Origin of the sequence: Streptomyces sp. NBC_01341 (assembly GCF_035946055.1) — a bacterium.
Classification (GTDB): domain Bacteria; phylum Actinomycetota; class Actinomycetes; order Streptomycetales; family Streptomycetaceae; genus Streptomyces.
In genome coordinates, this window is the sequence record NZ_CP108364.1 from 2,069,911 (window position 1) to 2,093,705 (window position 23,795).

A 23,795-nucleotide genomic window follows, 5' to 3' on the forward strand; every position below is an offset into this window, starting at 1 on the left:
CCTTCGGGTTCTACTGTTTTCCCGCATTGCTCTTCCGCCGGTTCGCTATGAGCTGTCCGGCGAGGACCACCGCCACGGCGATGACGAACATGGCCGTACCGATGACGTTGATCTGCACAGGTGTCCCACGCTGGGCCGATCCCCAGACGAACATGGGGAAGGTCACCGTGGAGCCGGCGTTGAAGTTGGTGATGATGAAGTCGTCGAAGGAGAGCGCGAAGGCCAGCAGCGCTCCCGCCGCGATCCCGGGTGCGGCGATCGGCAGCGTCACCCGGACGAAGGTCTGGACGGGGCCCGCGTACAGATCGCGGGCGGCCTCCTCCAGCCTCGGGTCCATCGACATCACGCGCGCCTTGACCGCCGTGACGACGAAGCTGAGGCAGAACATGATGTGGGCGATCAGCACGGTCCAGAAGCCGAGCCTGGCGCCCATGTTGAGGAAGAGCGTGAGCAGTGAGGCGGCCATGACGACTTCGGGCATGGCCATCGGAAGGAAGATCAGCGAGTTGATCGCGCCGCGTGCCCGGAAGCGGTAGCGGACCAGGGCGAAGGCGATCATCGTGCCGAGCACGGTCGCGCCGGCCGTGGCCCAGACGGCGATCCGCAGCGAGAGCGACAGCGAACCGCAGAGGTCGGCGACGCCGCAGGGGTCCTTCCAGGCGTCCAGGGAGAACCGCTGCCAGGCGTAGTTGAAGCGCCCGTTCGGCTTGTTGAAGGAGAACACCATGACGACGGCGTTCGGCAGGATCATGTACGTGAGGGTCAGCAGACCGGCGAGCACGACCAGGTTGCGGCGGATCCATCGGAGTACGGGCATCAGACCAGGTCCTCCGTACCGGAGCGGCGGATGTAGACGGTGACCACGAGGAGCACGACCGCCATGAGGATGAAGGAGAGGGCGGCTGCCGTCGGATAGTCCAGGACCCGGAGGAACTGGCTCTGGATGACGCTGCCGACCATCTTGGTGTCGGTGGAGCCGAGGAGTTCCGCGTTGACGTAGTCGCCGCTGGCCGGGATGAAGGTCAGCAGCGTGCCGGAGACGACCCCGGGCATCGACAGCGGGAACGTCACCGTGCGGAAGGTGGTGGCCGGGGTGGCGTAGAGGTCGCCCGCGGCCTCGTGGAGCCGGCCGTCGATGCGGTCCAGCGAGGTGTAGAGCGGCAGGATCATGAACGGCAGGAAGTTGTACGTCAGACCGCAGACGACGGCCATGGGGGTGGCGAGGACGCGGTTGTTCTCCGTCCAGCCGAGCCAGCTCGTGACGTCGAGGACGTGCAGCGTGCCGAGGACGTCCACGACCGCACCGCCGTCGGCCAGGATCGTCTTCCAGGCGAGCGTGCGGATCAGGAAGCTGGTGAAGAAGGGTGCGATGACCAGCACGAGGACGAGGTTGCGCCAGCGCCCCGCCTTGAAGGCGATCAGATACGCGAGCGGGTAGCCGAGCAGCAGGCACAGGAGCGTCGCGGTGCCGGCGTACAGCAGGGACCTGATGAACTGCGGGTAGTAGTCGGTGAGGGCGTCCCAGTACGTCTGGAAGTGCCAGGTGACCTGGAATCCCTTCTCCAGGGAACCCGTCTGCACGGAGGTCGACGCCTGGTAGACCATCGGCAGGGCGAAGAACACGAGCAGCCACAGGATGCCGGGGAGCAGCAGCCAGTAGGGGACGAGCCGCTTGCGGGCCGACGGCTTACGGATCTTCGGTTCGGTGGTCCGCGCCGGTGGCGCCTCGGTGACGCTCACGCCGCGTCCTCCACGCTTTCCACTCCGGCGGCGATGTCCTGGGCGGCGTCCAGACCGAAGGTGTGGTCGGGATTCCAGTGCAGGACGACCTCGGCGCCCGGGGCGAGGCCGGCGCGGTGCTCGACGTTCTGCTCGTAGACGTGCAGCGCCTCGCCCGCCGGGCTCTCGACGACGTACTGGGTGCTGACCCCGATGAAGCTGGAGTCGACTATGCGCCCGGCGACGCGGTTGCGGCCCTCGGCTATGGCTCCGCCGTCCTCGGCGCGTGCGAGGGAGATCTTCTCGGGCCGGATGCCGAGCAGCAGCCTGCCGCCGCCTGTGGCCGGGGCCTGACATCGCGAACCGGGCAGCCGGAGCTTGCCGCCGCCCGCGGAGACGACGACCTCCGTGCCGGTGGAGACGACCTCGCCCTCGATGAGGTTGGAGGTCCCGAGGAAGTTCGCCACGAAGGTGGTCCGGGGGTTCTCGTACAGATCGGCGGGGGCACCGAGCTGTTCGACCCGGCCGCCGTTCATCACCGCGACGGTGTCGGCCATCGTCATGGCCTCCTCCTGGTCGTGGGTGACGTGGACGAAGGTGATGCCCACCTCGGTCTGGATCCGCTTGAGTTCGAGCTGCATCTGGCGGCGCAGTTTGAGGTCGAGGGCGCCGAGCGGCTCGTCCAGGAGGAGCACCTGGGGGTGGTTGATGAGGGCGCGGGCCACGGCGACGCGTTGTTGCTGGCCGCCGGAGAGCTGGTGCGGGCGCCGGTGGGCGAAGTCGCCCAGCTGCACGAGGTCGAGCATGTCGCCGACCTGCTTCTTCACGGACTTCACGCCGCGCCGACGCAGGCCGAAGGCCACGTTCTCGGTGACGTCGAGGTGCGGGAAGAGCGCGTAACTCTGGAAGACGGTGTTGACGGGCCTCTTGTACGGGGGGAGCCCCGTGATGTCGCGGCCGCCCAGGGTCACGGTGCCGGTGGTGGCCTCCTCCAGCCCCGCGATCATCCGCAGGGTGGTGGTCTTGCCGCAGCCGGACGCGCCGAGCAGCGCGAAGAAGGAGCCCTGCGGGACGGTCAGGTCGAGGGGGTGCACGGCGGTGAAGGAGCCGTACGTCTTGCTGATCCCGGTGAGGCGGACGTCGCCGCCCGCCGTCTGCTGCTGTGTCATGGGTCGCGGTCCCAGTGGTGTCGGAGGAGATCGGGAGGGGCGGGCCTGTCAGGCGCCGATGAGCTTGGCGAACTTCTCCTCGTACGCCGTCTCTTCTTCCGAGCTGAGGGAGCGGAAGGCCCGCGACTTCGCGGCCATCGCCCTGTCGGGCAGGATCAGCGTGTTGGAGGCCATCGCCTCGTCGATCTTCGCGAGTTCCGCGGCGACCCCGTCGACCGGGCAGACGTAGTTGATGTACGCGGCGAGCTGGGCGGCCACCGGGGGTTCGTAGTAGTAGTCCATGAGCTTCTCGGCGTTGGTCTTGTGCCGCGCCCTGGCCGGGACCAGCATGTTGTCGCTCGACGTGATGTAACCGGCCGCCGGTATCGCGAACTTGATGTCCGGGTTGTCGGCCTGCAGCTGGATGATGTCGCCCGCCCAGGCCACGCAGGCCGCGATGTCGCCCTTGCTGAGGTCGGCGGTGTAGTCGTTGCCGGTGAAGCGGCGTATCTGCTTCCTGTCGACGCCCTTCTGTATGCGGCCGATGGCAGCGTCGTAGTCGGCGTCGCTGAAGGATCCGGGGTCCTTGCCCATGTCGAGGAGCGTCATGCCGACCGAGTCGCGCATCTCCGACAGGAAGGAGACCTTCCCCTTGAGCTTGGGATCGTCGAGCAGCTGGGTGATGGAGTCGACCTTGCGGCCGCCGGTCGCCTTCTGGTTGTAGGCGATGACCGTCGGGATGCCGGTCCAGGGGTAGGAGTAGGCCCGTCCGGGGTCCCAGTCGGGGGTGCGGAACTGGGGCGAGAGGTTCGCGAACGCGTGCGGGAGGTTCGAGGGGTCGAGCTTCTGCGCCCAGCCGAGCCGGATGATGCGGGCGGCGAGCCAGTCCGTGACGATGACGAGGTCGCGGCCGGTGTCCTGGCCGGCCGCGAGCTGCGGCTTGATCTTCCCGAAGAACTCGACGTTGTCGTTGATGTCCTCGGTGTACTTGACCTCGATCCCGGTGCGTTTCGTGAACGCGTCGAGGGTCGGGCGGCTCTTCTCGTCCTCGCTGACGTCCATGTACTCGGTCCAGTTGGAGAAGTTGATCTGCTTCTCCGCTGCCGAGTGGTCGTCCGAGGCCGCGGCGGCGTCACCCTGCCGTTCCGCCGGCGGGATGCCGCACGCGCTCAGCGTGCCGAGGCCGCCGAGCGCGAGGGCGCCCACGCCGGACGCCCGCAGGAGTGAACGGCGGGTGAGGGCTCCCCTGCCATTTCTGAGGCTGCGCCTCATGGCGGCAAGCTGGGGCGCGGAGAGGCGCTCGGGCTCGTACTGCTCCATACGCGTTGCCCTTCCGGGTGGGTGGGGCCGCCTGGTGGCGGCCGCTTGCTATCGGTCCCCGAAGACGGTGCGGTGCCAGTCCTTCCTGGCCACCGCGGTGTTGTCGTACATGACGTGCTTGACCTGCGTGTACTCCTCGAAGGAGTACGACGACATGTCCTTGCCGAAGCCACTGGCCTTGTATCCGCCGTGCGGCATCTCGCTGATGATCGGGATGTGGTCGTTGATCCACACGCAGCCCGCCGCGATCTCGCGGGTCGCGCGGTTCGCCCGGTACAGGTCGCGGCTCCAGGCCGACGCGGCGAGGCCGTACGGGGTGTCGTTGGCGAGGCGGATTCCCTCGTCGTCGGAGTCGAAGGGCAGCACCACGAGGACCGGGCCGAAGATCTCCGAGCGGACGACCTCGCTGTCCTGGGCGGCGCCGGTGATCAGGGTGGGCCGGTAGTAGGCGCCCGCCGCGAGCTCGCCGCCCGGGGCCTCGCCACCGGTGACGACGGTGGCGTAGGCACGGGCCCGCTCGACGAAGCCCGCCACGCGGTCGCGCTGCTGGTGACTGATCAGCGGGCCGAGGTCGGTCGACGGATCGAAGGGGTCACCGAGCCTCACGGTCTCCATCAGCGCCGCGACGCCCGCCACGAAGGCGTCGTACAGCGGGCGCTGGACGTAGGCGCGGGTGGCGGCCGTGCAGTCCTGGCCGGTGTTGATGAGCGAGGCGGCGACCGCGCCGTTGACGGCGGCGTCGAGGTCGGCGTCGTCGAACACGACGAAGGGCGCCTTGCCGCCGAGTTCCAGGTGCAGGCGCTTGACGGTGGCCGTGGCGATCTCGGCCACCCGCCTGCCGACCGCGGTGGAGCCGGTGAAGGAGGTCATCACGACGTCGGGGTGGCCGACGAGGTGCTCCCCCGCGTCACGGCCGGCGCCGGACACGATGTTGATCACACCGTCGGGGATACCCGCCTCCGTCGCCGCCTGCGCGAACATCAGCGAGGTGAGCGGGGTGATCTCGGCGGGCTTGAGCACGATCGTGTTGCCCGCCGCGACGGCCGGCAGGATCTTCCAGGCGGCCATCTGGAGCGGGTAGTTCCACGGGGCGATCGACCCGACGACCCCGATGGCCTCCCGGCGTACGTACGAGGTGTGGTCGCCGCTGTACTCGGCCGCGGACCTCCCCTCCAGGTGGCGGGCGGCGCCCGCGAAGAACGAGGCGTTGTCCACCGTGCCGGGTACGTCGAACTCGGCGGACAGCTTGGCCGGCTTGCCGCACTGCAGGGATTCGGCGTACGCGAAGTCGTCGGACCGCGCGGCGAGCACGGCGGCGAACCGGTGCAGTGCGTCCGAGCGCTCGGCGGGGGTGGTTCCCGACCAGCCGGGGAACGCCGCGCGGGCGGCGCCGACGGCGGCGTCCACGTCGTCGGGGCCCGCCAGTTCGTACCGGAACACCGTCTCGCCCGTGGCCGGGTTCACCACCTCCTGGTGGCGCCCCGACGTGCCTGCTCGCAGCCGTCCGCCGATGTACTGCGCACCCTCGGCGAAGCGGTCCTGCACCTGGAAGCCGTTGCCCATGACGCTCTCCTCCGCCACCCCCCTGACCAGGGGCGGCGTAGCTTCTTCTCGATTTGAGTGCCGATCCTGACAGAGGAGACCTCTACCAACAAGTGATTCCGTTGTTTCCTTTTGGTTACGCGACGGAATCTGTCGACGATGTGTCGCGTGAACACGGAAATCCCCATACCGACTGTCAGTGGCGGATGTCAGACTCGGCTGCCATGGGACAGGAACACATGGACGACCTCCTGGCGCGTACGGCACGCGGTGAACGCGTGAAGTACCTGCCCTTCTGGGGGCATCGACCCCGTCCGGACGGCACGCTCGGGGCGAGCTGTCTCAGCCAGTGGTGGCCCTCGCCCTTCACGGTCGGCTCCGTGACCTATGCCTCGGCCGAGCACTGGATGATGGCCGGCAAGGCGAGGCTGTTCGGTGACCCGGAGGCGGAGCGGCGAGCCGTGGCGGCGGGCAGCCCCGCGGCGGCCAAGAAGGTGGGCCGGCTGGTCAGGGGCTTCGACGACACGGTGTGGACCCGGGAGCGGTTCGCGCTGGTGGTGGAGGGCAGCGTCCACAAGTTCGGCCAGGACCCCGCGCTGCGGGCGTATTTGCTGGGCACCGGGGACCGTGTGCTCGTCGAGGCGAGCCCACTGGACCGGATATGGGGCATCGGGCTCGCCAAGGACGATCCGCGCACCGCGGATCCGGCGTCCTGGCGGGGGCTCAATCTGCTGGGGTTCGCGCTCATGGAGGCGCGGTCACAGCTGCGTTCGGGGTGACACGCGGCGGCCCGGGCGGGGAGAAGGTCCTCCCCGCCCGGGCCGGGCGGTACTCATGCGGGGACCGTCCGCTGTCCCTCCGGCCGGGCACGCGCCCCGCGAGGGTCAGCGCGTGGCGCCGACGACCAGTGAGGTGGCGTACGGGTCGTCGTAGTCGAACTCGGTGCCCGACTCGTCGTTGGCGATGGCCCAGATCAGGAAGCCGAGGAAGACGGCGCTGATGACGATCGAGATCGCCCCGAGGATGATCCCGGCGAGAGCCATACCCCCGTTGGTCGCCTCCCCGCGCTTGGCACGGCCCCGGCCGATGAGGCCGAAGATCAGGGCGAGGATGCCCAGGATGATGCCGAGCCCCCACATGCAGAAGCCGGCCACCGCGACGATGCCGAGCACCATCGCGGCGATACCCAGCCCGTTCGCGGGTGCCGGAGCCCCCCAGCCCTGCGGCTGTGCCCCGTAACCGGGGTATCCCGGATAGCCGTACGACGCCGTGGGCGCGGCAGGTGCCGCCGGGTAGCCGTAGTGGGCGGGCTGCCCCGGCCCCGTCGGCGCGATCGGCGGCGCGGGCACGCCGGGCTGCTGCGGGCCGAAGGCTCCGGCCGGCGGCGCCGGTATCGGCCCGGTGCCCGCGTCCGCGCCCGGCATGGACGTGACCGTGGGCTGGTCGTGCACCGCCGGCGGGCGCGGCTCCGCGGACTTCCCCAGATCGACCCTGCTGTCCGGCGGAGCCCACGGATCGCGCGGCGCACCCCCGCCACCGGGCTGCTGTGTGTTGTCTGACATGGGCCTCCCCCATCGTGATGCCGCCATGCTACGACCCGGCGCCTGGCCGCACGGCCCCGCCTACGATGATCGGTGCAGCCGGTGTGCCCGGCGGGAAAACGAGATCCGGGAGATACCGATGAACGACCTGCGCCCCTTCATCGCGGGGCTGCCCAAGGCAGAGCTCCACGTCCACCACGTCGGGTCCGCCTCGCCCCGCATCGTGGCCGAACTGGCGGCCCACCACCCCGACTCCAAGGTCCCCACGGACCCGGAGGCGCTGTCGGACTTCTTCACCTTCACCGACTTCGGGCACTTCATCGACGTCTACCTCTCGGTGGTGGACCTGATCCGCACCCCGGAGGACGTCCGCCTGCTGACCTACGAGGTGGCCCGTGACATGGCGCGGCAGAACATCCGGTACGCGGAGCTGACCGTCACACCGTTCAGCTCGACCCGCCGGGGCATTCCGGAGCAGGGCTTCATGGAGGCCATCGAGGACGCGCGCAAGACCGCCGAGGCCGAGCTCGGCGTCGTGCTGCGCTGGTGCTTCGACATTCCGGGTGAAGCCGGCCTGGAGGCCGCCGAGGAGACGACCCGGCTGGCCGTGGACCTGCGGCCGGAGGGGCTCGTCTCCTTCGGCCTGGGCGGGCCCGAGCGCGGTGTGGACCGCCCGCAGTTCAAGCCGTACTTCGACCGCGCGATCGCCGAGGGCCTGCACTCCGTGCCGCACGCCGGGGAGACCACCGGCCCGCAGACCGTCTGGGACGCACTGACCGCGCTGCGCGCGGAGCGCATCGGCCACGGCACGAGCTCCACCCAGGATCCGGAGCTGCTGGCCCACCTCGCCGAGCACCGGATCGCCCTGGAGGTCTGCCCGACGTCGAACATCGCCACGCGCGCGGTGGCCGACATCGAACAGCACCCGATCAGGGAGATGGTCCAGGCCGGCGTACTCGTCACCGTCAACAGCGACGACCCGCCCATGTTCGGCACCGACCTCAACAACGAGTACGCGGTCGCGGCCAGGCTGCTCTCCCTGGACGAGCACGGGGTGGCGGCGCTGGCGAAGAACGCCGTCGAGGCGTCGTATCTGGACCCGGCGGGCAAGCAGACGCTCGCCGCCGAGATCGACACGTACACGACGAACTGGCTGGAGGCTCCCGGCCGGTGAACCTCGCGGTCACAATGGCCCCATGACCACCACCGTCACCGCCGTGGCCCACCGCGGCGATCCCTACCGCACCCGCGAGAACACCCTGCCCTCGATCCGGTCCGCCGTGGAACGGGGCGCGGACGCGGTCGAGATCGACGTCCGCGTCACCCGGGACGGCGTGCCGGTCCTGCTCCACGACGCCACCCTGGAGCGGTTGTGGGGCCACGACGTCCGCGTCGACCGGCTGGACCACAAGGAGCTGGAGGAGCGGACCGGCGGCGGGGTGCCCACACTGGACGAGGCGCTGTCCGCCGCCGGCACCTGCCGGGTCATGGTCGATCTTCCCGGCTCGACCGACGTGTCCGTACGGCGGACCGTGGGCGCGGTCCGCGAGTGCGGGGCGGAGGAGCAGGTGTACTACTGCGCGGACACGCACGCGATGCTGCGCGTGCGGGCCGCCGATCCGTCGGCCGAGATCGCGCTGACCTGGACGACGCTCGCACCCCCGCGCCCCGTGCTGCTCGACGCGGTGCGGCCGCGCTGGCTGAACTACCGGTTCGGTCTGCTCAGCCGCGAGATCACCGACCGGGTCCACGGCGACGGTCTGCTCGTCTCCGCCTGGACGGCGGACACCCGGCGCACGATGCGCCGGCTGATCGCGTGCGGCGCCGACTCGATCACGACGAACCGCATCGGGGCGCTGCGCGCCGAGCTCACCAACTCTCTTACACGCGAGCACACTTGATCGATCCGGCATCATGGTCGGTGCCGTACCGTCCGTGATCCCAGGAGCAGTCGTGCCCGAGTCCAGCCCTAGCGCGGTCCCAGCCCGTGTCCGTTCCGACATCGCCCACAACGCCCGTGTGTGGAACTACTGGCTGGGCGGCACGGACTACTTCCCCGTGGACCGTGCGGTCGGCGAGCAGGTGACGGGCATGTATCCGAGCATCGGCGAAGTGGCCCGCGCGGACCGGGCTTTCCTGGGCCGGGTGGTGCGCCATCTGGCCGGGGACGCGGGCATCGGCCAGTTCCTGGACATCGGCACCGGCCTGCCGACGGCGGACAACACCCACGAGGTCGCCCAGCACACGGCGCCCGACGCCCGCGTCGTCTATCTCGACAACGACCCGATCGTGCTGGCCCACGCCCGCTCCCTGCTGACCAGTTCACCCGAAGGCGCCACCGAGTACATCGAGGCGGACGCCAGGGACCCGGACCTGGTCCTGCGGCTCGCCGGACGCACCCTGGACCTCGGCCGGCCCGTCGCGGTGATGATGCTGGGCATCCTCAATTTCATCCTGGACACCGATGAGGCCCGGCACATCGTGGCCACGCTCATGGACGCGCTTCCCTCCGGCAGCCATCTGGTGCTCACCCACCCGACGCTGGAACTGGACGGCGGGGGCAACGAGGCCGCCATGCGCTTCTGGAACGAGAACGCCACTCCGCCGATCACCGCGCGCAGCCGCTCCGACATCGCCTCCTTCCTGGACGGCCTCGACGTCCTGGAGCCCGGCATCGTGTCCTGCTCGCGCTGGCGGTCCGGCTCCGCCGCGCGGAATCCCGAGGTCGCGCAGTTCGGCGCTGTCGGCCGGAAACCCTGATGCCGAAGACCCTGGGCACGGCGGACCCGCGCGAGGCGTGGGCCACCGACGTCGGCATCGCGCTGATCGTGCGGGCGGCGGTGACGATGCCGTTCGTGGTACCGCGCTCCCCGACATGCCCGCCGCCACCTGGACCCGTCCAGGACTGACTCGGTGCCGGCCGCCACCCGCGATCTGTCCCGGACCTCGTCCACAGCGTCAACTCGACGGACGCGAAGGGGCAGGACGTGAACCGCACGGCGATGGTCGTCGTCATGGCGGCCTTCGGGTCCCGTCGGCGGGGTGAGTCAGGCCGGCGACGGGGCGGGCGAGGGGACGGCGGGTGTGTCCCCCATCGCCCCCAGCCGCTTGATCATGCGTCGGACGACGAACAGCGGGATGACGCCGAAGACTCCGAAGGACATGTCGATGACCGACCACCAGAGGGGGATGTCCCGGATCGGTCCGCAGATCAGGGCCAGCGGAATGATCCCCGCGCAGGCGATCATGCCGAACTCGATCACCCAGATGTTGCGGACCGGATCGCGGTAGGGGCCGTAGAAGGCGACGGCGATGACCAGGTGGGCGAAGGCCAGCCAGTCGGTGCCGTACAGCACGAAGGGGTACTCGGCGTCGGCCTCGTCGAGGCCGGTCCGGACCCTGGTGATCCACTCGGTGAGGGCCGGCAGGTGTTCGGGGAACGGGGAGGCCCGGGACGTCAGGAGGTCCTCGGCCCAGCGGAGTTCATGCACCAGCGGGAAGGCGGTCAGCCCGCTCAGCACCGGACAGACGATGAAGACGACCAGCCACACGCGTATGCGCCGCAACAGCGCTCGCTCGCTCATGCCGGGAAGGGTACGCCCATCATGAACACGTTCAAAAACAGGGGTCGGTCTTACGCTCCGCGGCCTGAGCACCGCCCTCCGAATCACCCCGGCGCCGCACGCGCCGCCCCCGACGCCGCCGTCCGGCAGACGTACGGGGCCCTCGGCCGGGACAGGATCATCGCCCGGGCCGGCCGTCAGAGACCGACGATGCTGTTCCATCTCTTCGCGAAGTCTGTGCGCTCGGCGGAGGTGATGTCCCGGGCGATGGCGAGGCGTTCACGCATCGCACCATCCGGGAAGATCAGCGGGTCCTCGGCGAGCGCGGCGGTCTCCTCGTCCTTGGCGGAGGCCAGGATCTCGCGGGCGGCGGGGACCGGGCAGACGTAGTTCACCCAGGTGGCCAGCTCCGCGGCGACCTCCGGGTCGTAGTAATGGTCGACGAGCGCCTCCGCGTTGCGCTTGTGACGGGCGAGATCGGGAATCATGAGCGACTCCGACCAGAGTTCGGCACCTTCCTCGGGCACCACGAACCGGATGTCCGGGTTGTCGGCCTGGAGCTGGATGACGTCACCGGAGTAGGCCTGGCAGGCGAGCACGTCCCCGTTGGCCAGGTCCTTGATGTAGTCGTTGCCGGTGAAGCGCCGGATGTGACGGGACCGCACACGTCTCTCGACCTGTTCGCACATCCCGTGGAAGTCATCGGCGGTCCACCGGGTGATGTCGGCGCCATTGCCCTGCATCAGCAGCGCGAACGCCTCGTCGAGGCCGGACAGCAGCGTCACGCGGCCGCGCAGGTCGTCCGCCCAGAGGTCACTCGTGTGCCGGATCTCCCGGCCGAGTTCCGTCCGGTTGTACGCGATACCGGTGATCCCGGACTGCCAGGGGACGCTGTGCCGCCTCCCGCGGTCGAAGGCGGGCGAACGCAGCTGTGGGTCCAGATACCTGGCGACGTCGGGCTGCCTCGACCGGTCCATCTCCTGCACCCAGCCGAGGCGCACGAACCGGGCAGCCATCCAGTCACTGATGACGACGAGGTCCCGGCCGGTCGGCTGATGGTTCATCAGTGCCGGGCTGATCTTTCCGAAGAACTCGTCGTTGTCGTTGATCTCCTCGGTGTAGGTGACGGAGATCCCGGTCCGGCGCGAGAACGCGTCGAGCGTGGGCCGCCTCGACTCGTCCTCGTCGTCGGTGTCGATGTACAGCGGCCAGTTGGCGAAGTGCAGCGAGCGGTCGCTGTCGGAGCTGTCGTGGCCGGCGCGGTCGCCCGGCTCGACGAAGGCGGCGGGCACACCGCAGCCGGCCAGGGCGGCACCGGCCGGTACGGCACCGAGGGCACGCAGCAGGGAACGACGGGACATGAGGTGGTCCGGAATCGAGCGCACCCGCGCAGCATGCCGGTCCGTCACCGTGCCGGGCAATGGACCAACCGTCCAGCGCGGAGGGGTCGTTGCGCACACCCTGTCCATGCGCGCGGCACCCCTGCCCCGCACGGGCGTTCGCGTCCCCGCAGGCACGCGAACGGCCCCGGGCCGGAGCCCGGGGCCGTCGGTGAGGCGCCGCCGCTCGGGGCGTCGCCGCTCAGCCGTCGAGCGAGGTCATGACGTGCTTGATGCGGGTGTAATCCTCGAAGCCGTACGCCGAGAGGTCCTTGCCGTAGCCGGACTTCTTGAACCCGCCGTGCGGCATCTCGGCCACCAGCGGGATGTGGGTGTTGATCCACACGCAGCCGAAGTCCAGGTGCTTGGACATGCGCATCGCGCGGGAGTGGTCCTTGGTCCACACCGAGGAGGCCAGCGCGTACTCGACGCCGTTGGCGTACTCGACCGCCTGCGTCTCGTCGGTGAAGGACTGCACGGTGATGACGGGACCGAAGACCTCGTGCTGGATGATCTCGTCGTCCTGCTTGAGCCCGGACACGACGGTCGCGGCGTAGAAGTAGCCCTTCTCGCCGACCCGGTGACCGCCCGCCTCGACCTTGGCGTGCGCCGGGAGCCGCTCGATGAAGCCGCTGACCTGGGCGAGCTGGTTGGCGTTGTTGAGCGGCCCGTAGAGCACGTCCTCGTCGTCCGGCATGCCGGTCTTCGTGTCGGCCGCCGCCTTTGCGAGGGCGGTGACGAACTCGTCGTGGACGGACTCGTGGACCAGGACGCGGGTCGCGGCCGTACAGTCCTGGCCGGCGTTGAAGTAGCCCGCGACGGAGATGCCCTCGACGGCCTTGGCGATGTCGGCGTCCTCGAAGACGACGACCGGGGCCTTGCCGCCGAGCTCCAGGTGAACGCGCTTGACGTCCTTGGCCGCGGACTCCGCGACCTGCATACCGGCCCGCACCGAGCCGGTGATGGAGGCCATCGCCGGCGTCGGGTGCTCGACCATCGCACGGCCCGTCTCACGGTCGCCGCAGATGACGTTGAAGACGCCCTTGGGCAGGATCTGCCCGATGATCTCGGCGATCAGTACGGTCGACGCCGGAGTGGTGTCGGACGGCTTGATCACGACGGTGTTGCCCGCGGCGAGCGCCGGGGCGAACTTCCACACGGCCATCATCATGGGGTAGTTCCACGGCGCGACCTGGGCGCACACACCCACGGGCTCGCGGCGGACGATGGAGGTAAGGCCCTCCATGTACTCGCCGGCCGAGCGGCCTTCGAGCAGCCTCGCGGCGCCGGCGAAGAAGCGGATCTGGTCCACCATCGGCGGGATCTCTTCGGTGCGGGTGAGCTCCAGCGGCTTGCCGGTGTTCTCCGACTCGGCCGCGATGAGGTCCTCCGCGCGCTCCTCGAAGGCGTCCGCGATCTTCAGCAGGGCCTTCTGGCGTTCGGCGGGCGTGACGTCACGCCACGCGGGGAACGCGGCCGCGGCGGCGTCCATGGCGGCATCGACGTCGGCCTGTCCAGAGAGGGGGGAGGTCGCGTAGACCTCTTCCGTCACCGGGCTGACCACGTCGATGGTCCGCCCGTCCGCGGCGTCCCGGAACTCTCCGTTGATGTAGTTGCGCAGACGGCGCACCTCGGTGGTCACAACCACCCCTCCTGTCGGCTGTCCGATGGGTGAGACTTCCACCCTAAACCGTGCGGTGACGCTTTCGACACACCCAACCACTGGGAACTTCGGATTCAGTGAGATTCGAGCACCCAGACAACGAATTTCATCGATTCATGCTTGCCAGACAGACGAGTAGCGGTGCACAGTGGGGACGTGGTCAGCCGTAGCACAGACTCCAGGAACGGGAGCGGATCGTCACCAGCGGTCGACGCCGTCTCCCTCGCAATCATCGAGCAGCTCCAGGAGGACGGACGCCGCCCCTACGCCGCGATCGGCAAGGCCGTGGGCCTCTCCGAGGCCGCCGTACGACAGCGCGTCCAGAAGCTGCTCGACCAGGGCGTGATGCAGATCGTCGCCGTCACGGACCCGCTCACCGTGGGCCTGCGGCGCCAGGCGATGGTGGGCATCAACGTCGAGGGTGACCTCGACCCGGTGGCCGAAGCCCTGTCGGCCATGGCCGAGTGCGAGTACGTGGTGATGACCGCGGGCTCCTTCGACCTGATGGTGGAGATCGTCTGCGAGGACGACGACCACCTGCTGGAGACGATCAACAAACGCATCCGGGCCATACCCGGGGTGCGCTCCACCGAGAGCTTCGTCTACCTCAAGCTCAAGAAGCAGACCTATATGTGGGGAACCCGATAGCCGTGAGCAAGGACCTCAGCCGTACCGCGTACGACCACCTGTGGATGCACTTCACCCGCATGTCGGACTACGAGAACGCGCCCGTTCCCACCATCGTGCGTGGCGAGGGCACCTACATCTACGACGACAAGGGCAAGCGCTACCTCGACGGCCTCTCCGGCCTCTTCGTGGTCAACGCCGGACACGGCCGCCACGAGCTCGCCGAGACGGCGTACAAGCAGGGCCAGGAACTGGCCTTCTTCCCGGTGTGGTCCTACGCCCACCCCAAGGCCGTCGAGCTCGCCGAGCGGCTCGCCCACCACGCACCGGGCGACCTCAACAAGGTCTTCTTCACCACCGGCGGCGGTGAGGCCGTCGAGACCGCCTGGAAGCTCGCCAAGCAGTACTTCAAGCTGCAGGGCAAGCCGACCAAGTACAAGGTCATCTCGCGTGCGGTCGCCTACCACGGCACCCCGCAGGGTGCCCTGTCGATCACCGGGCTCCCCGCCCTCAAGGCCCCGTTCGAACCGCTGGTACCCGGCGCGCACAAGGTGCCGAACACCAACATCTACCGCGCGCCCCTGTTCGGTGACGACCCGGAGGCCTTCGGCCGCTGGGCCGCCGACCAGATCGAGCAGCAGATCCTCTTCGAGGGCCCGGACACCGTCGCCGCGGTCTTCCTGGAGCCGGTTCAGAACGCGGGCGGCTGCTTCCCGCCGCCGCCCGGCTACTTCCAGCGAGTGCGGGAGATCTGCGACCAGTACGACGTGCTGCTCGTCTCCGACGAGGTCATCTGCGCCTTCGGCCGCCTCGGCACGATGTTCGCCTGCGACAAGTTCGGCTACGTCCCGGACATGATCACCTGCGCCAAGGGCATGACCTCGGGCTACTCCCCCATCGGCGCCTGCATCATCTCCGACCGCCTGGCCGAGCCGTTCTACCGGGGCGACAACACCTTCCTGCACGGCTACACGTTCGGCGGCCACCCGGTCTCCGCCGCGGTCGGGCTCGCCAACCTCGACATCTTCGAGCGCGAGGGCCTGAACCAGCACGTCCTGGACAACGAGAACGCGTTCCTGACGACCCTGCAGAAGCTGCACGACCTGCCCATCGTCGGTGACGTCCGGGGCAACGGCTTCTTCTACGGCATCGAACTGGTGAAGGACAAGGCCACCAAGGAGACGTTCACCGACGAGGAGACCGAGCGCGTCCTGTACGGCTTCCTCTCCAAGGCGCTGTACGAGAACGGCCTCTACTGCCGGGCCGACGACAGGGGCGACCCGGTCGTCCAGCTCGCGCCGCCGCTGATCTCCGACCAGTCGACGTTCGACGAGATCGAGGGCATCCTCCGGAACGTCCTGACGGAGGCCTGGACGAAGCTCTGACCGACGGTCCGGCCACCGGGGAACACCACCCCGGAAGTCATTTCATACGGTTTACGCGGCCCGGGTACACCCTTTCGAGTGAGAAGGGGCGCATCCGGGCCGTGTGCTGTCCCGACACCCCGGTCCGGCTGCCTAGCGTGCCGAGTGACCGAACGGCTGCGTTCTCGTTGTATTCGTTCCCCCGTACGGGGGAACGGGAAATCTCATCCGAACCGAGGTGTACGCCATGGTGGCCCCGCCCGACAACGACGTGATCTGGGGACGTTCCCTGCACCACTCCCACAACGGATCCCCGGGGCTGTCCGGTGTGTCCATCGGTGTCCGTGACGGAGAGATCCTCGCCGTCACCGGCCCGCGCGGGAGCGGGAAGACCACCCTGCTGCACTGCCTGTCCGGACAGTTGGTGCCCGAACAGGGCGAGGTGTGGTTCAACAGCGTTCCCGTGCACACCATGGGGCCCCGGATGCGCGAGCAGCTGCGCCGCGAGCGGTTCGGCTGGATCGGCGCCGAGCCGCAGCTCGTTCCGGAGCTGACCACCTGGGAGAACGCCGCCCTCCCTCTGCTGCTGAGGGGCGTGTCGCACCGCGCCGCGAAGAAGGCGGCCGCCGAGTGGCTGGAGCGGCTGGACATCGGTCCCCTCGCCAAGAAGCGTCCGCACACGCTGCTGCAGGCACAGCGTCAGCGGATCTCGGTGGCACGCGCGCTGACGGCATCGCCTTCCGTCATCTTCGCCGACGAACCGACGGCGTCCCTGCACCACGCCGAACGCGCCCAGCTCCTGCGCACCCTCACCACGGCGGCTCGGTCCCACGGCATCACGGTCGTCCTCGCCACCCACGACGCGGAGGTCGCCGCGCTCGCCGACCGCGTGGTCGGTCTGCTGGACGGCCGCCGCGTCACCACACTCGCCCTGCCCGCCGCGTCCGACCCGGAAGGCCGCTCGGCGTGCTCGCTCTCCGTCTGACCCGTGGATCGCACCCCCTGGTCCTGATGCGGCGCCTGGTCCTCGCCGCCGCGTCGGCCGGGGTCGGATTCCTGCTGCTGTGCACCCTCGGATACGCATCCGGGCACCCGGCGGACGCGTCGAGCTCCGTCCTGCGGCTGCTGTGGTGCGCCGTACCGCTGGCCGCGACCGTGCAGTTCGCTGTCGCCGTGGCCCGTACCGATCCGAGCACCCGCCCGCGCCCCGGGCTCTTCGCCGCGGGCCTCGGCCCGGTCCGGCTGGCGGCGCTCGCCGCGGTCTCCACCGCCGTGTCCACCACGCTGGGGTCGATGGTGGCCCTGCTCTTCTTCCTGCATCTGCGCGGGGACCTCAGCGGGCTGCCGTTCGACGGCGGTGCCGCCGAGTTCCTGGGCGCGGGCACCTCTCTGCCCCTCGCCGCGGTCGTCGTGCTGCTGGCCCTGGTCCCCCTGGCCGCGTCGGCGGCGAGCGGGCTCGCGGTGCGTGCCAGGCCCGTCCCGTCCTCCGAGGCCCAGGAGGCGGAGGCGGAACTCGCCCCCGCCGCCACGCCGACGGGCCTGCCCTGGGGCGTGGCGCTCACGGCGGCCGGTCTCGCGGTCGAGGCCTACGCGAGCCGCGGTTCGGCGGGCAGCCCCTTCCCGCTGCCCGGCCGGCTGGACTCCACCCCCGCGGCCGTGCTGGCGGGGTGGGTCCTCACGGCGATCGGCCTGGCCATGGCGGGCCCCGGCCTCACCCATCTGTGCGGACGGCTGCTCCAGGCCGTGCGCCCCGGGGCGGTCCGCCTGCTGGCGGGCCGGGTCCTCATGGACGAGGCGACGCGGATCGGCCGCCCGCTGGGCATCCTCTGCGCGGTGGTGTCCGGGGTGGTCGCGGCCTCCGTGCTGTACACCGGCGGGCCCCGGCCCTTCGGCCCGCTCACCGCTCTCGGTGCGATCCTCGTCATCGGCTGCACCACCGCGACGCTCCTGACCTCGGCTCTGGAAGCCAGGCAGGCCCGCGCCCGTACGGCCGGGACTTTGCTGCGCCTCGGCGCACCCGCCTCCGCGCTCCGCAGCGCCGCCGCCCTGCGCGCGCTGGTGCTTCTCGCCGTCTTCGTCCCGCTGACCTGGGCGATCGCGGAGCTGGCGGCCCTGCCGCTGACGGAGTGACGTCCTCCGCCGTGGCGGTACGTAGCATGGCCGCGTGGAAAATTCGGACGAGAGTACGTACGCACCCGGCGTCGAGATCGAGACGCTCACCGCATTCGACCGGGCGGTCACGACCGGAACCCTGGCCGGGCACCGTGTCCAGTCCGTCGACCTGACGGACCGGGGCGACGCACTGCTCAGGACCGACACCCGCGGCGCGGTGTTCCTCGGCTGCCGCATCGAGCCGCGCGCGGAGGCGAAGATACGGGCGGACGGCGCGTTCGTCTTCCCTCCGGTACCGGGTCTGCCCTTCGACCCCTACCGCGGGCTGCTCTACACCCCGGAAGCGCTCTACGAGGGCCTGGCCGAGGGCGGTTACGCCTCGACGCCGGACGCCAGGGCGTACAGCTGGTTCCAGCTGACCAGGTCGAACGGCGACGTCTTCGCGTCGATGCTGCGTGCCCTCCACGACGACGCGGTGTCGGACGCGCTGGACGAACACCTCGCCGGCGCCCGGGTGGTGGGCGTCATGGGCGGCCACGCGATGGCACGCGGCTCCGCCGAGTACCAGGGCGCCGCCGTGCTCGGCCGGGAGCTGGCCCGCAGCGGCCTGACCGTGGCGACGGGCGGTGGGCCGGGCGCCATGGAGGCTGCCAACCTCGGTGCCTACGCCGCCCCGCACTCCGACGCGATGCTGCTCAAGGCGTGCGAAGTCCTGGCCGCGGCGCCTTCGTTCAGCCCTTCGGTCACCGACTGGGCCTCGGCGGCGTTCACGGTGCGCGAGCGGTGGCCGGACGGCGGTTCCTCGGTCGCGGTACCCACCTGGTTCTACGGCCACGAGCCGCCGAACGCCTTCGCGGACCACATCGCCAAGTACTTCGCGAACGCCGTGCGCGAGGACGGGCTGCTGGCCCGCTCGACCGCCGGTGTGATCTTCCTGCCCGGCGCCGCCGGAACAGTGCAGGAGATCTTCGACAACGCGACGCCGAACTACTACGAGTCGCGGTCCGCGCCCACCCCCATGGTGCTGGTGAACCGCGCGCACTGGACCGAGAAGCTGCCCACCTGGCCCCTGCTGCGCGCTCTGGCGGCGGGCCGGGCGATGGAGTCGCGTATCGCGCTCGTCGACTCCGTCGAGGAGGCCGCAGGGGCACTGGCCAGGCTCACGGAGACGACCGCCGGGAGCTGATCCGGGCCCAGGTGTCCGGCCGGCGTCCGCTGCCGGGCGCGCCCTCCCGGAACACCGTCAGCGGGCGGTGAGCGTCGCGTCGAGGGCGTCGAAGAAGGCTTCCCAGCCGTCCTCGGCCGCGGCGTACTGCTCACGCGTCAGGTTGCCGCCTCGCTGCCGGAAGGCCATCTCGGTGGCCCCGCCGCTCTGCTCGGTCAGCGTGACTGTGACGGTCTCGCCCTCGGCGTCCGCCGGCGCGCTGGCGTCCTTCAGCGTGAAGACGAGCCGCTCCGGGGCGGACACCTCCTTGTACACACCGTGGAACGGCATCTCCACCCCCGGGACCACGATGACCAGGCTCCACGTGCCACCCGGGGTCACGTCCATCGACACCTGGTCCAGCGGCACGTCGGCGTCGCCCCCGTACCAGGTGGCGAAGTGCTCGGGGACGGTCCAGGCCTCGAAGACCCGGTCCCGCGGTGCCTGGACGACGCGGGTGATGTCGATCCCCTCGCGCGCGGACTGCGGCATGGCTCCAGCCCCTTCCGGTCGGTCCCCCGCTCAGGGGACCACGGCCCGGGAGACGCCGCCAGCCGGTCGCGGCGCGCCCCGGGCCCGTGGGGGCGAGCGCGCCGCACTGTCAGGTCCGGGGCAGAACCACCGTCTCCGCGGGGTCGAAGGTCACGCCCACCACGGCCCCCTCCTCCGGAGCGTCCCCAAGGGCACACTCGGCCTCCAGGTCCGGCCCCTCGTCGGGGTGCAGGACGACGCTGACGTGATGCCCCCGGAAGGTGCGTACGCCCGCCGTGCAACGCAGGCCGTCCTGCGGGGCACCGAGCCGGACACCGCCGGGCCGGACCAGCAGCTCCGACCTTCCCTGAGGGGATCCCTCGGGAACCGGGACCTTTCCCCAGACGGTGTCGGCGGCTGTGCCGGTGACCGTCGCGTCCACCAGGTTGTCGAAGCCCAGGAAGCGGGCGACGAAGGGGGACGCGGGACGCTGCCAGACCTCCAGCGGGGTGCCCTCCTGGGCGATCCTGCCGTCGCGCATGACCACGACCCGGTCGGCGAGGGCGAAGGCCTCGCCCTGGTCGTGGGTGACGGCGAGCACCGTGGTGCCCAGCCGGCCGAAGAGGGTGCGCAGTTCGACGACGAGGCGTTCACGCAGGCTCCGGTCCAGCTGGCCCAGCGGCTCGTCGAGCATCAGCAGGCCGGGGCGGGGCGCCAGCGCCCGGGCGAGGGCGACCCGCTGCTGCTCGCCGCCGGAGAGGGCGGCGACGGCGCGGCGGCCCGCGCCGGGCAGGCCGACCAGGTCCAGGAGTTCCCCGGCCCTGCGCTTTCGCTCGGCGCGGGGGACGCCGTGCATCCGCAGCCCGAACTCGACGTTCGCGCCGACGTCCCGGTGCGGGAACAGCTGGTGGTCCTGGAACATCAGCCCGAGCCCGCGCCGGTGCACGGGCAGCGGGGCCTGGTCCGCGCCGTCCAGGAGCACGCGTCCCCCGTCCAGGGGCTGCAGCCCGGCCACAGCCCGCAGCAGCGTCGACTTCCCGCTGCCGCTCGGCCCCAGCACGCAGACGATCTCGTGGTCGGCGACGTCCAGGTCCACGCCGTCGAGCGCGGTCCGCCCACCGAACCGGACCGTGGCCGAATCCACTTCCAGCATCTTCAGAACTCCCCGGATCGGTCGGTGCGGATTCGTTCGAGCACGAGCAGGGACACCGCGCAGACGAGCATCAGGATCGTGCTGAGGGCCATCGCCTGGCCGTAGTTGAGCTCGCCCGAACGTCCCAGCAGCCTGGCCACGGCGACCGGCAGCGTGGGGTTGTCGGGCCGGGCGATGAACACGGTGGCGCCGAACTCCCCGAGCGACACGGCGAACGCGAAGCCCGCGGCCACGAGTACCGCCCGCCGGACCAGGGGCAGGTCGACCTCCCGCCAGGCACGCAGCGGCGAGGCGCCGAGCACGGCGGCGGCCTCACGCAGCCGGTCGTCCACCGCGCGCAGGACGGGCAGCATCGTGCGTACGACGAAGGGGACGCCCACCAGCGCCTGGGCGAGCGGGACCAGGATCCAGGAGGTCCGCAGGTCGAGCGGCGGCCGGTCGAGGGTGATGAGGAAGCCGAAGCCGACGGTGACCGCCGACACCCCGAGCGGCAGCATCAACAGCGCGTCGAAGCCCCGTACCAGCCGTCCCGCGCGCCGCCTGGTCAGCGCGGCGGCGGCGAGGCCGCCGATCACCAGGGCGATGAGGGTGGCGACCAGCGCGTAACGCAGGGAGTTCCCGATGGCGTCGAGCGGCGGCACGAGGAAGGTCGAGCCGTTGGCGTCGGCCGACTGCAGCGCGCGGTAGAACGCGAACCCGTAGCCGCCCGAGGTGTCCAGAGAGCGTTCCACGAGTACGCCGAGCGGCAGCAGGACGAGCAGCAGGATGCTGAGCAGCACACCGCCCAGCAGGGTCCGCTGCCCCACGCCCCGGGGCGGCCGCGAGGTCTGCGCGGGGTCGACCAGCTTCAGCGCCGTCTCCCTGCGGCGCACGGTCCAGGCGTGGACGGCGAGGATTCCGCCGACCGCGGCGAACTGCACGAGGGTGAGCACGGCGGCCGTCGGGAGGTCGAGCAGCTGCGCGGTCTGCCGGTAGATCTCCACCTCCAGGGTGGAGTACGCCGGGCCGCCGAGGATCTGGACGACGCCGAAGGAGGTGAAGGTGAAGAGGAAGACCATGAGCGCGGCGGCGGCCACGGCGGGCGCCAGCGCGGGCAGGGTCACCCGCCGCCAGGCGGCGAGACGTCCGGCGCCGAGCACCCGGGCGGCCTCCTCCTGGCGGGGGTCGAGCTGGGACCAGAGTCCGCCCACCGTCCGTACGACGACGGCGTAGTTGAAGAACACGTGGGCGAGCAGGATCGCCCACACCGTGGTGTCGAGCCGTACGCCCCAGAGTTCGTCGAGGAGCCCTCCGCGTCCCAGCAGCGCCAGGAACGCCGTGCCGACCACGACGGTCGGCAGGACGAACGGCACCGTCACCACGGCACGCAGCAGTTGCTTGCCCGGGAAGTCGAGGCGGGCGAAGACGTATGCGCCGGGCAGCGCGATCAGCAGGGTCAGCGCCGTCGAGGCGAGTGCCTGCCAGGTGGTGAACCACAGGACGTCCAGGATGTCGGGCCGGCTCAGCACCGCGCCGATCCGGCCGAACTGCCAGACCCCGTCCGTCCTCAGCCCGCGGCCGACGATCGCGGCGACCGGGTAGGCGAAGAACACCGCGAAGAACGCGACGGGCAGGGCCATCAGCCCGAACCGCGCCGCGTTCCCCCGCCACGCGGGAGGCGCGGCTACTTCACGACGAGCGAGGACCACGACTGGACCCACTGCTCACGGTTCTTGGCGATCTTGTCCGGTGCCACGGTCGCCGGCTTGTCGACGGTGGCGCCGAACTTCGTGAAGAGCTCCGGCAGTTTCGCGTCCTTCGCCACCGGGTTCACGAACATGTTCAACGGCATGTCCTCCTGGAACCGCTTGCTGATCAGGAAGTCCAGCAGCGCCTTGCCGCCCGCCTCGTTCTTCGCGCCGTTCAGCAGACCGGCGAACTCGATCTGGCGGAAGCACGTGCCGGTGGCCACGCCGGTCGGGGCCTCCGTGGGCTGCGGATCTGCGTACAGCACCTCGACGGGGGGACTGGAGGCGTAGGAGACGACGAGCGGCCGGTCCGCCTTGGCCTTCTTCCCGCCGGCCGAGCCGGAGAACTCCTCGTTGTACGCCTGTTCCCAGCCGTCGACCACCTTGACGCCGTTGGTCTTCAGCTTCTTCCAGTAGTCCTGGTAGCCGGTTTCACCGTGGGCGGCGACGGTACCGAGGAGGAATCCGAGACCGGGTGACGATGTGGCGGCGTTCTCGGTGACGAGGAGGTTCTTGTACGCGGGCTTCAGCAGGTCGTCGAAGGACTGCGGCGGGTCGAGCTTCCTGTCGGCGAAGTACTTCTTGTCGTAGTTGACGCAGATGTCGCCGGTGTCGATCGGTGTGACCCGGTGCTTGTCGGCGTCGAGTTGCGTGTCGGCCGCGACGCGTTCGAGACCCTTCGCCTTGTACGGCGTGAACAGGCCGTTGTCGAGGGCGCGGGAGAGCAGCGTGTTGTCGGCACCGAAGAACACGTCGCCGCGCGGGGACCCCTTGGTCAGGATCTCCTGGTTGAGGGCCGCTCCGGCGTCACCGCTCTTCAGCACCTTGATCTTGTAGCCGGTCTCCTTCGTGAACGCCTTCAGGACGGCGTCCGAGGCGTTGAAGGAGTCGTGGCTGACCAGCGTGACGGTCTTGGAGCCCCCGGCTCCCGCACCGGCGGCACCGTCGTCCGCGCCCCCGCAGCCCGCCAGCACGGACACACCGAGCGCGGCGGCAAGTGCCGTGGCCGCGTACTTCGTGGTGGTGTTCATGTGATTCCTCCTGGAGATGACCAGGAAGAGACGCGGCCCCACCCGCTCGGCGAGCGGGCAGGGCGCAACAGCTTGAGTAAGGTCCGAACTTCCTACCCGGAATGACCCGGGCGAGGTTCAGAGGGTCTGCGGCCGACCTGTCCTCGGTGCCGCACTCTCAGCGCTGTGGCGCTCCCCTGTCGGAATATGAAGTTGATTATCCGACCAGGCTACACCGGCGCGATCGCTCGG

General features: G+C 70.2%; 23 protein-coding genes. 10 read left to right on the forward strand and 13 right to left on the reverse strand.

The annotated features are described in order from the left end of the window. Window positions 1-10: 10 nt before the first annotated feature. Genes OG206_RS08720 through OG206_RS08740 form a run of 5 tightly spaced genes read right to left on the reverse strand, consistent with a single transcriptional unit; the run spans window position 11 to window position 5,750 of the window. On the reverse strand, window positions 11-817 hold the full coding sequence (locus OG206_RS08720) for an ABC transporter permease (RefSeq protein WP_327113971.1): 807 nt from the start codon (window positions 815-817) through the stop codon (window positions 11-13). After that, the gene (locus OG206_RS08725; RefSeq protein WP_327113973.1) at window positions 817-1,740 is read right to left on the reverse strand and encodes an ABC transporter permease; all 924 of its coding nucleotides are present in this window, start codon (window positions 1,738-1,740) and stop codon (window positions 817-819) included. Before OG206_RS08725 ends, OG206_RS08720 begins: the two co-directional genes overlap by 1 nt. Continuing rightward, window positions 1,737-2,888 (reverse strand): ABC transporter ATP-binding protein, encoded by a 1,152-nt coding sequence (locus OG206_RS08730; protein ID WP_327113975.1) that lies wholly within the window; start codon window positions 2,886-2,888, stop codon window positions 1,737-1,739. The genes OG206_RS08725 and OG206_RS08730 overlap by 4 nt, the downstream gene beginning before the upstream one ends. A 48-nt stretch (window positions 2,889-2,936) precedes the next feature. Beyond that, window positions 2,937-4,187 (reverse strand): polyamine ABC transporter substrate-binding protein, encoded by a 1,251-nt coding sequence (locus tag OG206_RS08735; protein ID WP_327113977.1) that lies wholly within the window; start codon window positions 4,185-4,187, stop codon window positions 2,937-2,939. A 48-nt stretch (window positions 4,188-4,235) separates the two neighbouring features. Further along, a complete protein-coding gene (locus OG206_RS08740; protein WP_327113979.1) occupies window positions 4,236-5,750 on the reverse strand; it encodes a gamma-aminobutyraldehyde dehydrogenase in 1,515 nt (504 codons plus the stop codon). A 218-nt stretch (window positions 5,751-5,968) separates the two neighbouring features. Here OG206_RS08740 and OG206_RS08745 point away from each other — a divergent pair, with 218 nt between their 5' ends. Beyond that, on the forward strand, window positions 5,969-6,508 hold the full coding sequence (locus OG206_RS08745; RefSeq protein WP_442805940.1) for an NADAR family protein: 540 nt from the start codon (window positions 5,969-5,971) through the stop codon (window positions 6,506-6,508). A gap of 105 nt (window positions 6,509-6,613) precedes the next feature. Here OG206_RS08745 and OG206_RS08750 read toward each other — a convergent pair whose 3' ends face one another. Then, complete coding sequence (locus OG206_RS08750; RefSeq protein WP_327113983.1) at window positions 6,614-7,291, reverse strand: DUF4190 domain-containing protein; 678 nt, start codon at window positions 7,289-7,291, stop codon at window positions 6,614-6,616. 118 nt (window positions 7,292-7,409) lie between these two features. Between OG206_RS08750 and OG206_RS08755 the strand changes: the two genes are divergently transcribed. The 4 genes from OG206_RS08755 to OG206_RS08770 are packed head-to-tail and all read left to right on the forward strand — an operon-like array spanning window position 7,410 to window position 10,179. After that, entirely contained in the window at window positions 7,410-8,444 is a 1,035-nt protein-coding gene (locus OG206_RS08755; protein WP_327113985.1) for an adenosine deaminase, read from the forward strand. A 22-nt stretch (window positions 8,445-8,466) separates the two neighbouring features. Next, window positions 8,467-9,171, forward strand: coding sequence for a glycerophosphodiester phosphodiesterase (locus OG206_RS08760; RefSeq protein ID WP_327113987.1), 705 nt, complete (start codon window positions 8,467-8,469; stop codon window positions 9,169-9,171). A gap of 13 nt (window positions 9,172-9,184) precedes the next feature. Next, window positions 9,185-10,030, forward strand: coding sequence for an SAM-dependent methyltransferase (locus tag OG206_RS08765; protein ID WP_442805827.1), 846 nt, complete (start codon window positions 9,185-9,187; stop codon window positions 10,028-10,030). Then, on the forward strand, window positions 10,030-10,179 hold the full coding sequence (locus tag OG206_RS08770; RefSeq protein ID WP_327113991.1) for a hypothetical protein: 150 nt from the start codon (window positions 10,030-10,032) through the stop codon (window positions 10,177-10,179). Before OG206_RS08765 ends, OG206_RS08770 begins: the two co-directional genes overlap by 1 nt. Window positions 10,180-10,317: 138 nt before the next feature. Here the strand turns inward: OG206_RS08770 and OG206_RS08775 are convergent, their stop codons facing one another. From OG206_RS08775 to OG206_RS08785, 3 genes are all read right to left on the reverse strand, one after another. Further along, window positions 10,318-10,854 carry a hypothetical protein gene (locus OG206_RS08775; RefSeq protein ID WP_327113993.1) on the reverse strand — a complete coding sequence of 179 codons (537 nt, stop codon included), beginning with the start codon at window positions 10,852-10,854 and terminating at the stop codon, window positions 10,318-10,320. A gap of 176 nt (window positions 10,855-11,030) precedes the next feature. Beyond that, on the reverse strand, window positions 11,031-12,194 hold the full coding sequence (locus tag OG206_RS08780; protein ID WP_327122215.1) for an ABC transporter substrate-binding protein: 1,164 nt from the start codon (window positions 12,192-12,194) through the stop codon (window positions 11,031-11,033). Window positions 12,195-12,414: 220 nt separating this feature from the next. Further along, window positions 12,415-13,854, reverse strand: a complete 1,440-nt coding sequence (locus tag OG206_RS08785; RefSeq protein ID WP_327113995.1) for a gamma-aminobutyraldehyde dehydrogenase — start codon at window positions 13,852-13,854, stop codon at window positions 12,415-12,417. Window positions 13,855-14,031: 177 nt separating this feature from the next. On the opposite strand from OG206_RS08785, the gene OG206_RS08790 reads away from it, so the two are divergent. The 5 genes from OG206_RS08790 to OG206_RS08810 all read left to right on the forward strand — a co-directional run bounded on the left by OG206_RS08790 (window position 14,032) and on the right by OG206_RS08810 (window position 19,164). Beyond that, complete coding sequence (locus tag OG206_RS08790) at window positions 14,032-14,523, forward strand: Lrp/AsnC family transcriptional regulator (protein ID WP_327113997.1); 492 nt, start codon at window positions 14,032-14,034, stop codon at window positions 14,521-14,523. After that, entirely contained in the window at window positions 14,508-15,887 is a 1,380-nt protein-coding gene (locus OG206_RS08795) for an aspartate aminotransferase family protein (protein WP_327113999.1), read from the forward strand. Before OG206_RS08790 ends, OG206_RS08795 begins: the two co-directional genes overlap by 16 nt. 226 nt (window positions 15,888-16,113) lie before the next feature. Continuing rightward, on the forward strand, window positions 16,114-16,851 hold the full coding sequence (locus tag OG206_RS08800) for an ABC transporter ATP-binding protein (RefSeq protein ID WP_327114000.1): 738 nt from the start codon (window positions 16,114-16,116) through the stop codon (window positions 16,849-16,851). Further along, the gene (locus OG206_RS08805) at window positions 16,833-17,996 is read left to right on the forward strand and encodes a hypothetical protein (protein WP_327114002.1); all 1,164 of its coding nucleotides are present in this window, start codon (window positions 16,833-16,835) and stop codon (window positions 17,994-17,996) included. The genes OG206_RS08800 and OG206_RS08805 overlap by 19 nt, the downstream gene beginning before the upstream one ends. Before the next feature lie 34 nt (window positions 17,997-18,030). After that, window positions 18,031-19,164, forward strand: a complete 1,134-nt coding sequence (locus tag OG206_RS08810) for an LOG family protein (RefSeq protein WP_327114004.1) — start codon at window positions 18,031-18,033, stop codon at window positions 19,162-19,164. 57 nt (window positions 19,165-19,221) lie between these two features. Here the strand turns inward: OG206_RS08810 and OG206_RS08815 are convergent, their stop codons facing one another. From OG206_RS08815 to OG206_RS08830, 4 genes are all read right to left on the reverse strand, one after another. Beyond that, window positions 19,222-19,674, reverse strand: coding sequence for an SRPBCC family protein (locus OG206_RS08815; RefSeq protein WP_327114006.1), 453 nt, complete (start codon window positions 19,672-19,674; stop codon window positions 19,222-19,224). 109 nt (window positions 19,675-19,783) lie between these two features. Beyond that, the gene (locus OG206_RS08820; protein ID WP_327114008.1) at window positions 19,784-20,806 is read right to left on the reverse strand and encodes an ABC transporter ATP-binding protein; all 1,023 of its coding nucleotides are present in this window, start codon (window positions 20,804-20,806) and stop codon (window positions 19,784-19,786) included. Window positions 20,807-20,808: 2 nt separating this feature from the next. Further along, on the reverse strand, window positions 20,809-22,425 hold the full coding sequence (locus OG206_RS08825) for an ABC transporter permease (RefSeq protein ID WP_327114010.1): 1,617 nt from the start codon (window positions 22,423-22,425) through the stop codon (window positions 20,809-20,811). A 44-nt stretch (window positions 22,426-22,469) separates the two neighbouring features. Further along, window positions 22,470-23,564 (reverse strand): thiamine ABC transporter substrate-binding protein, encoded by a 1,095-nt coding sequence (locus OG206_RS08830; RefSeq protein ID WP_327114012.1) that lies wholly within the window; start codon window positions 23,562-23,564, stop codon window positions 22,470-22,472. Window positions 23,565-23,795 lie beyond the last annotated feature (231 nt).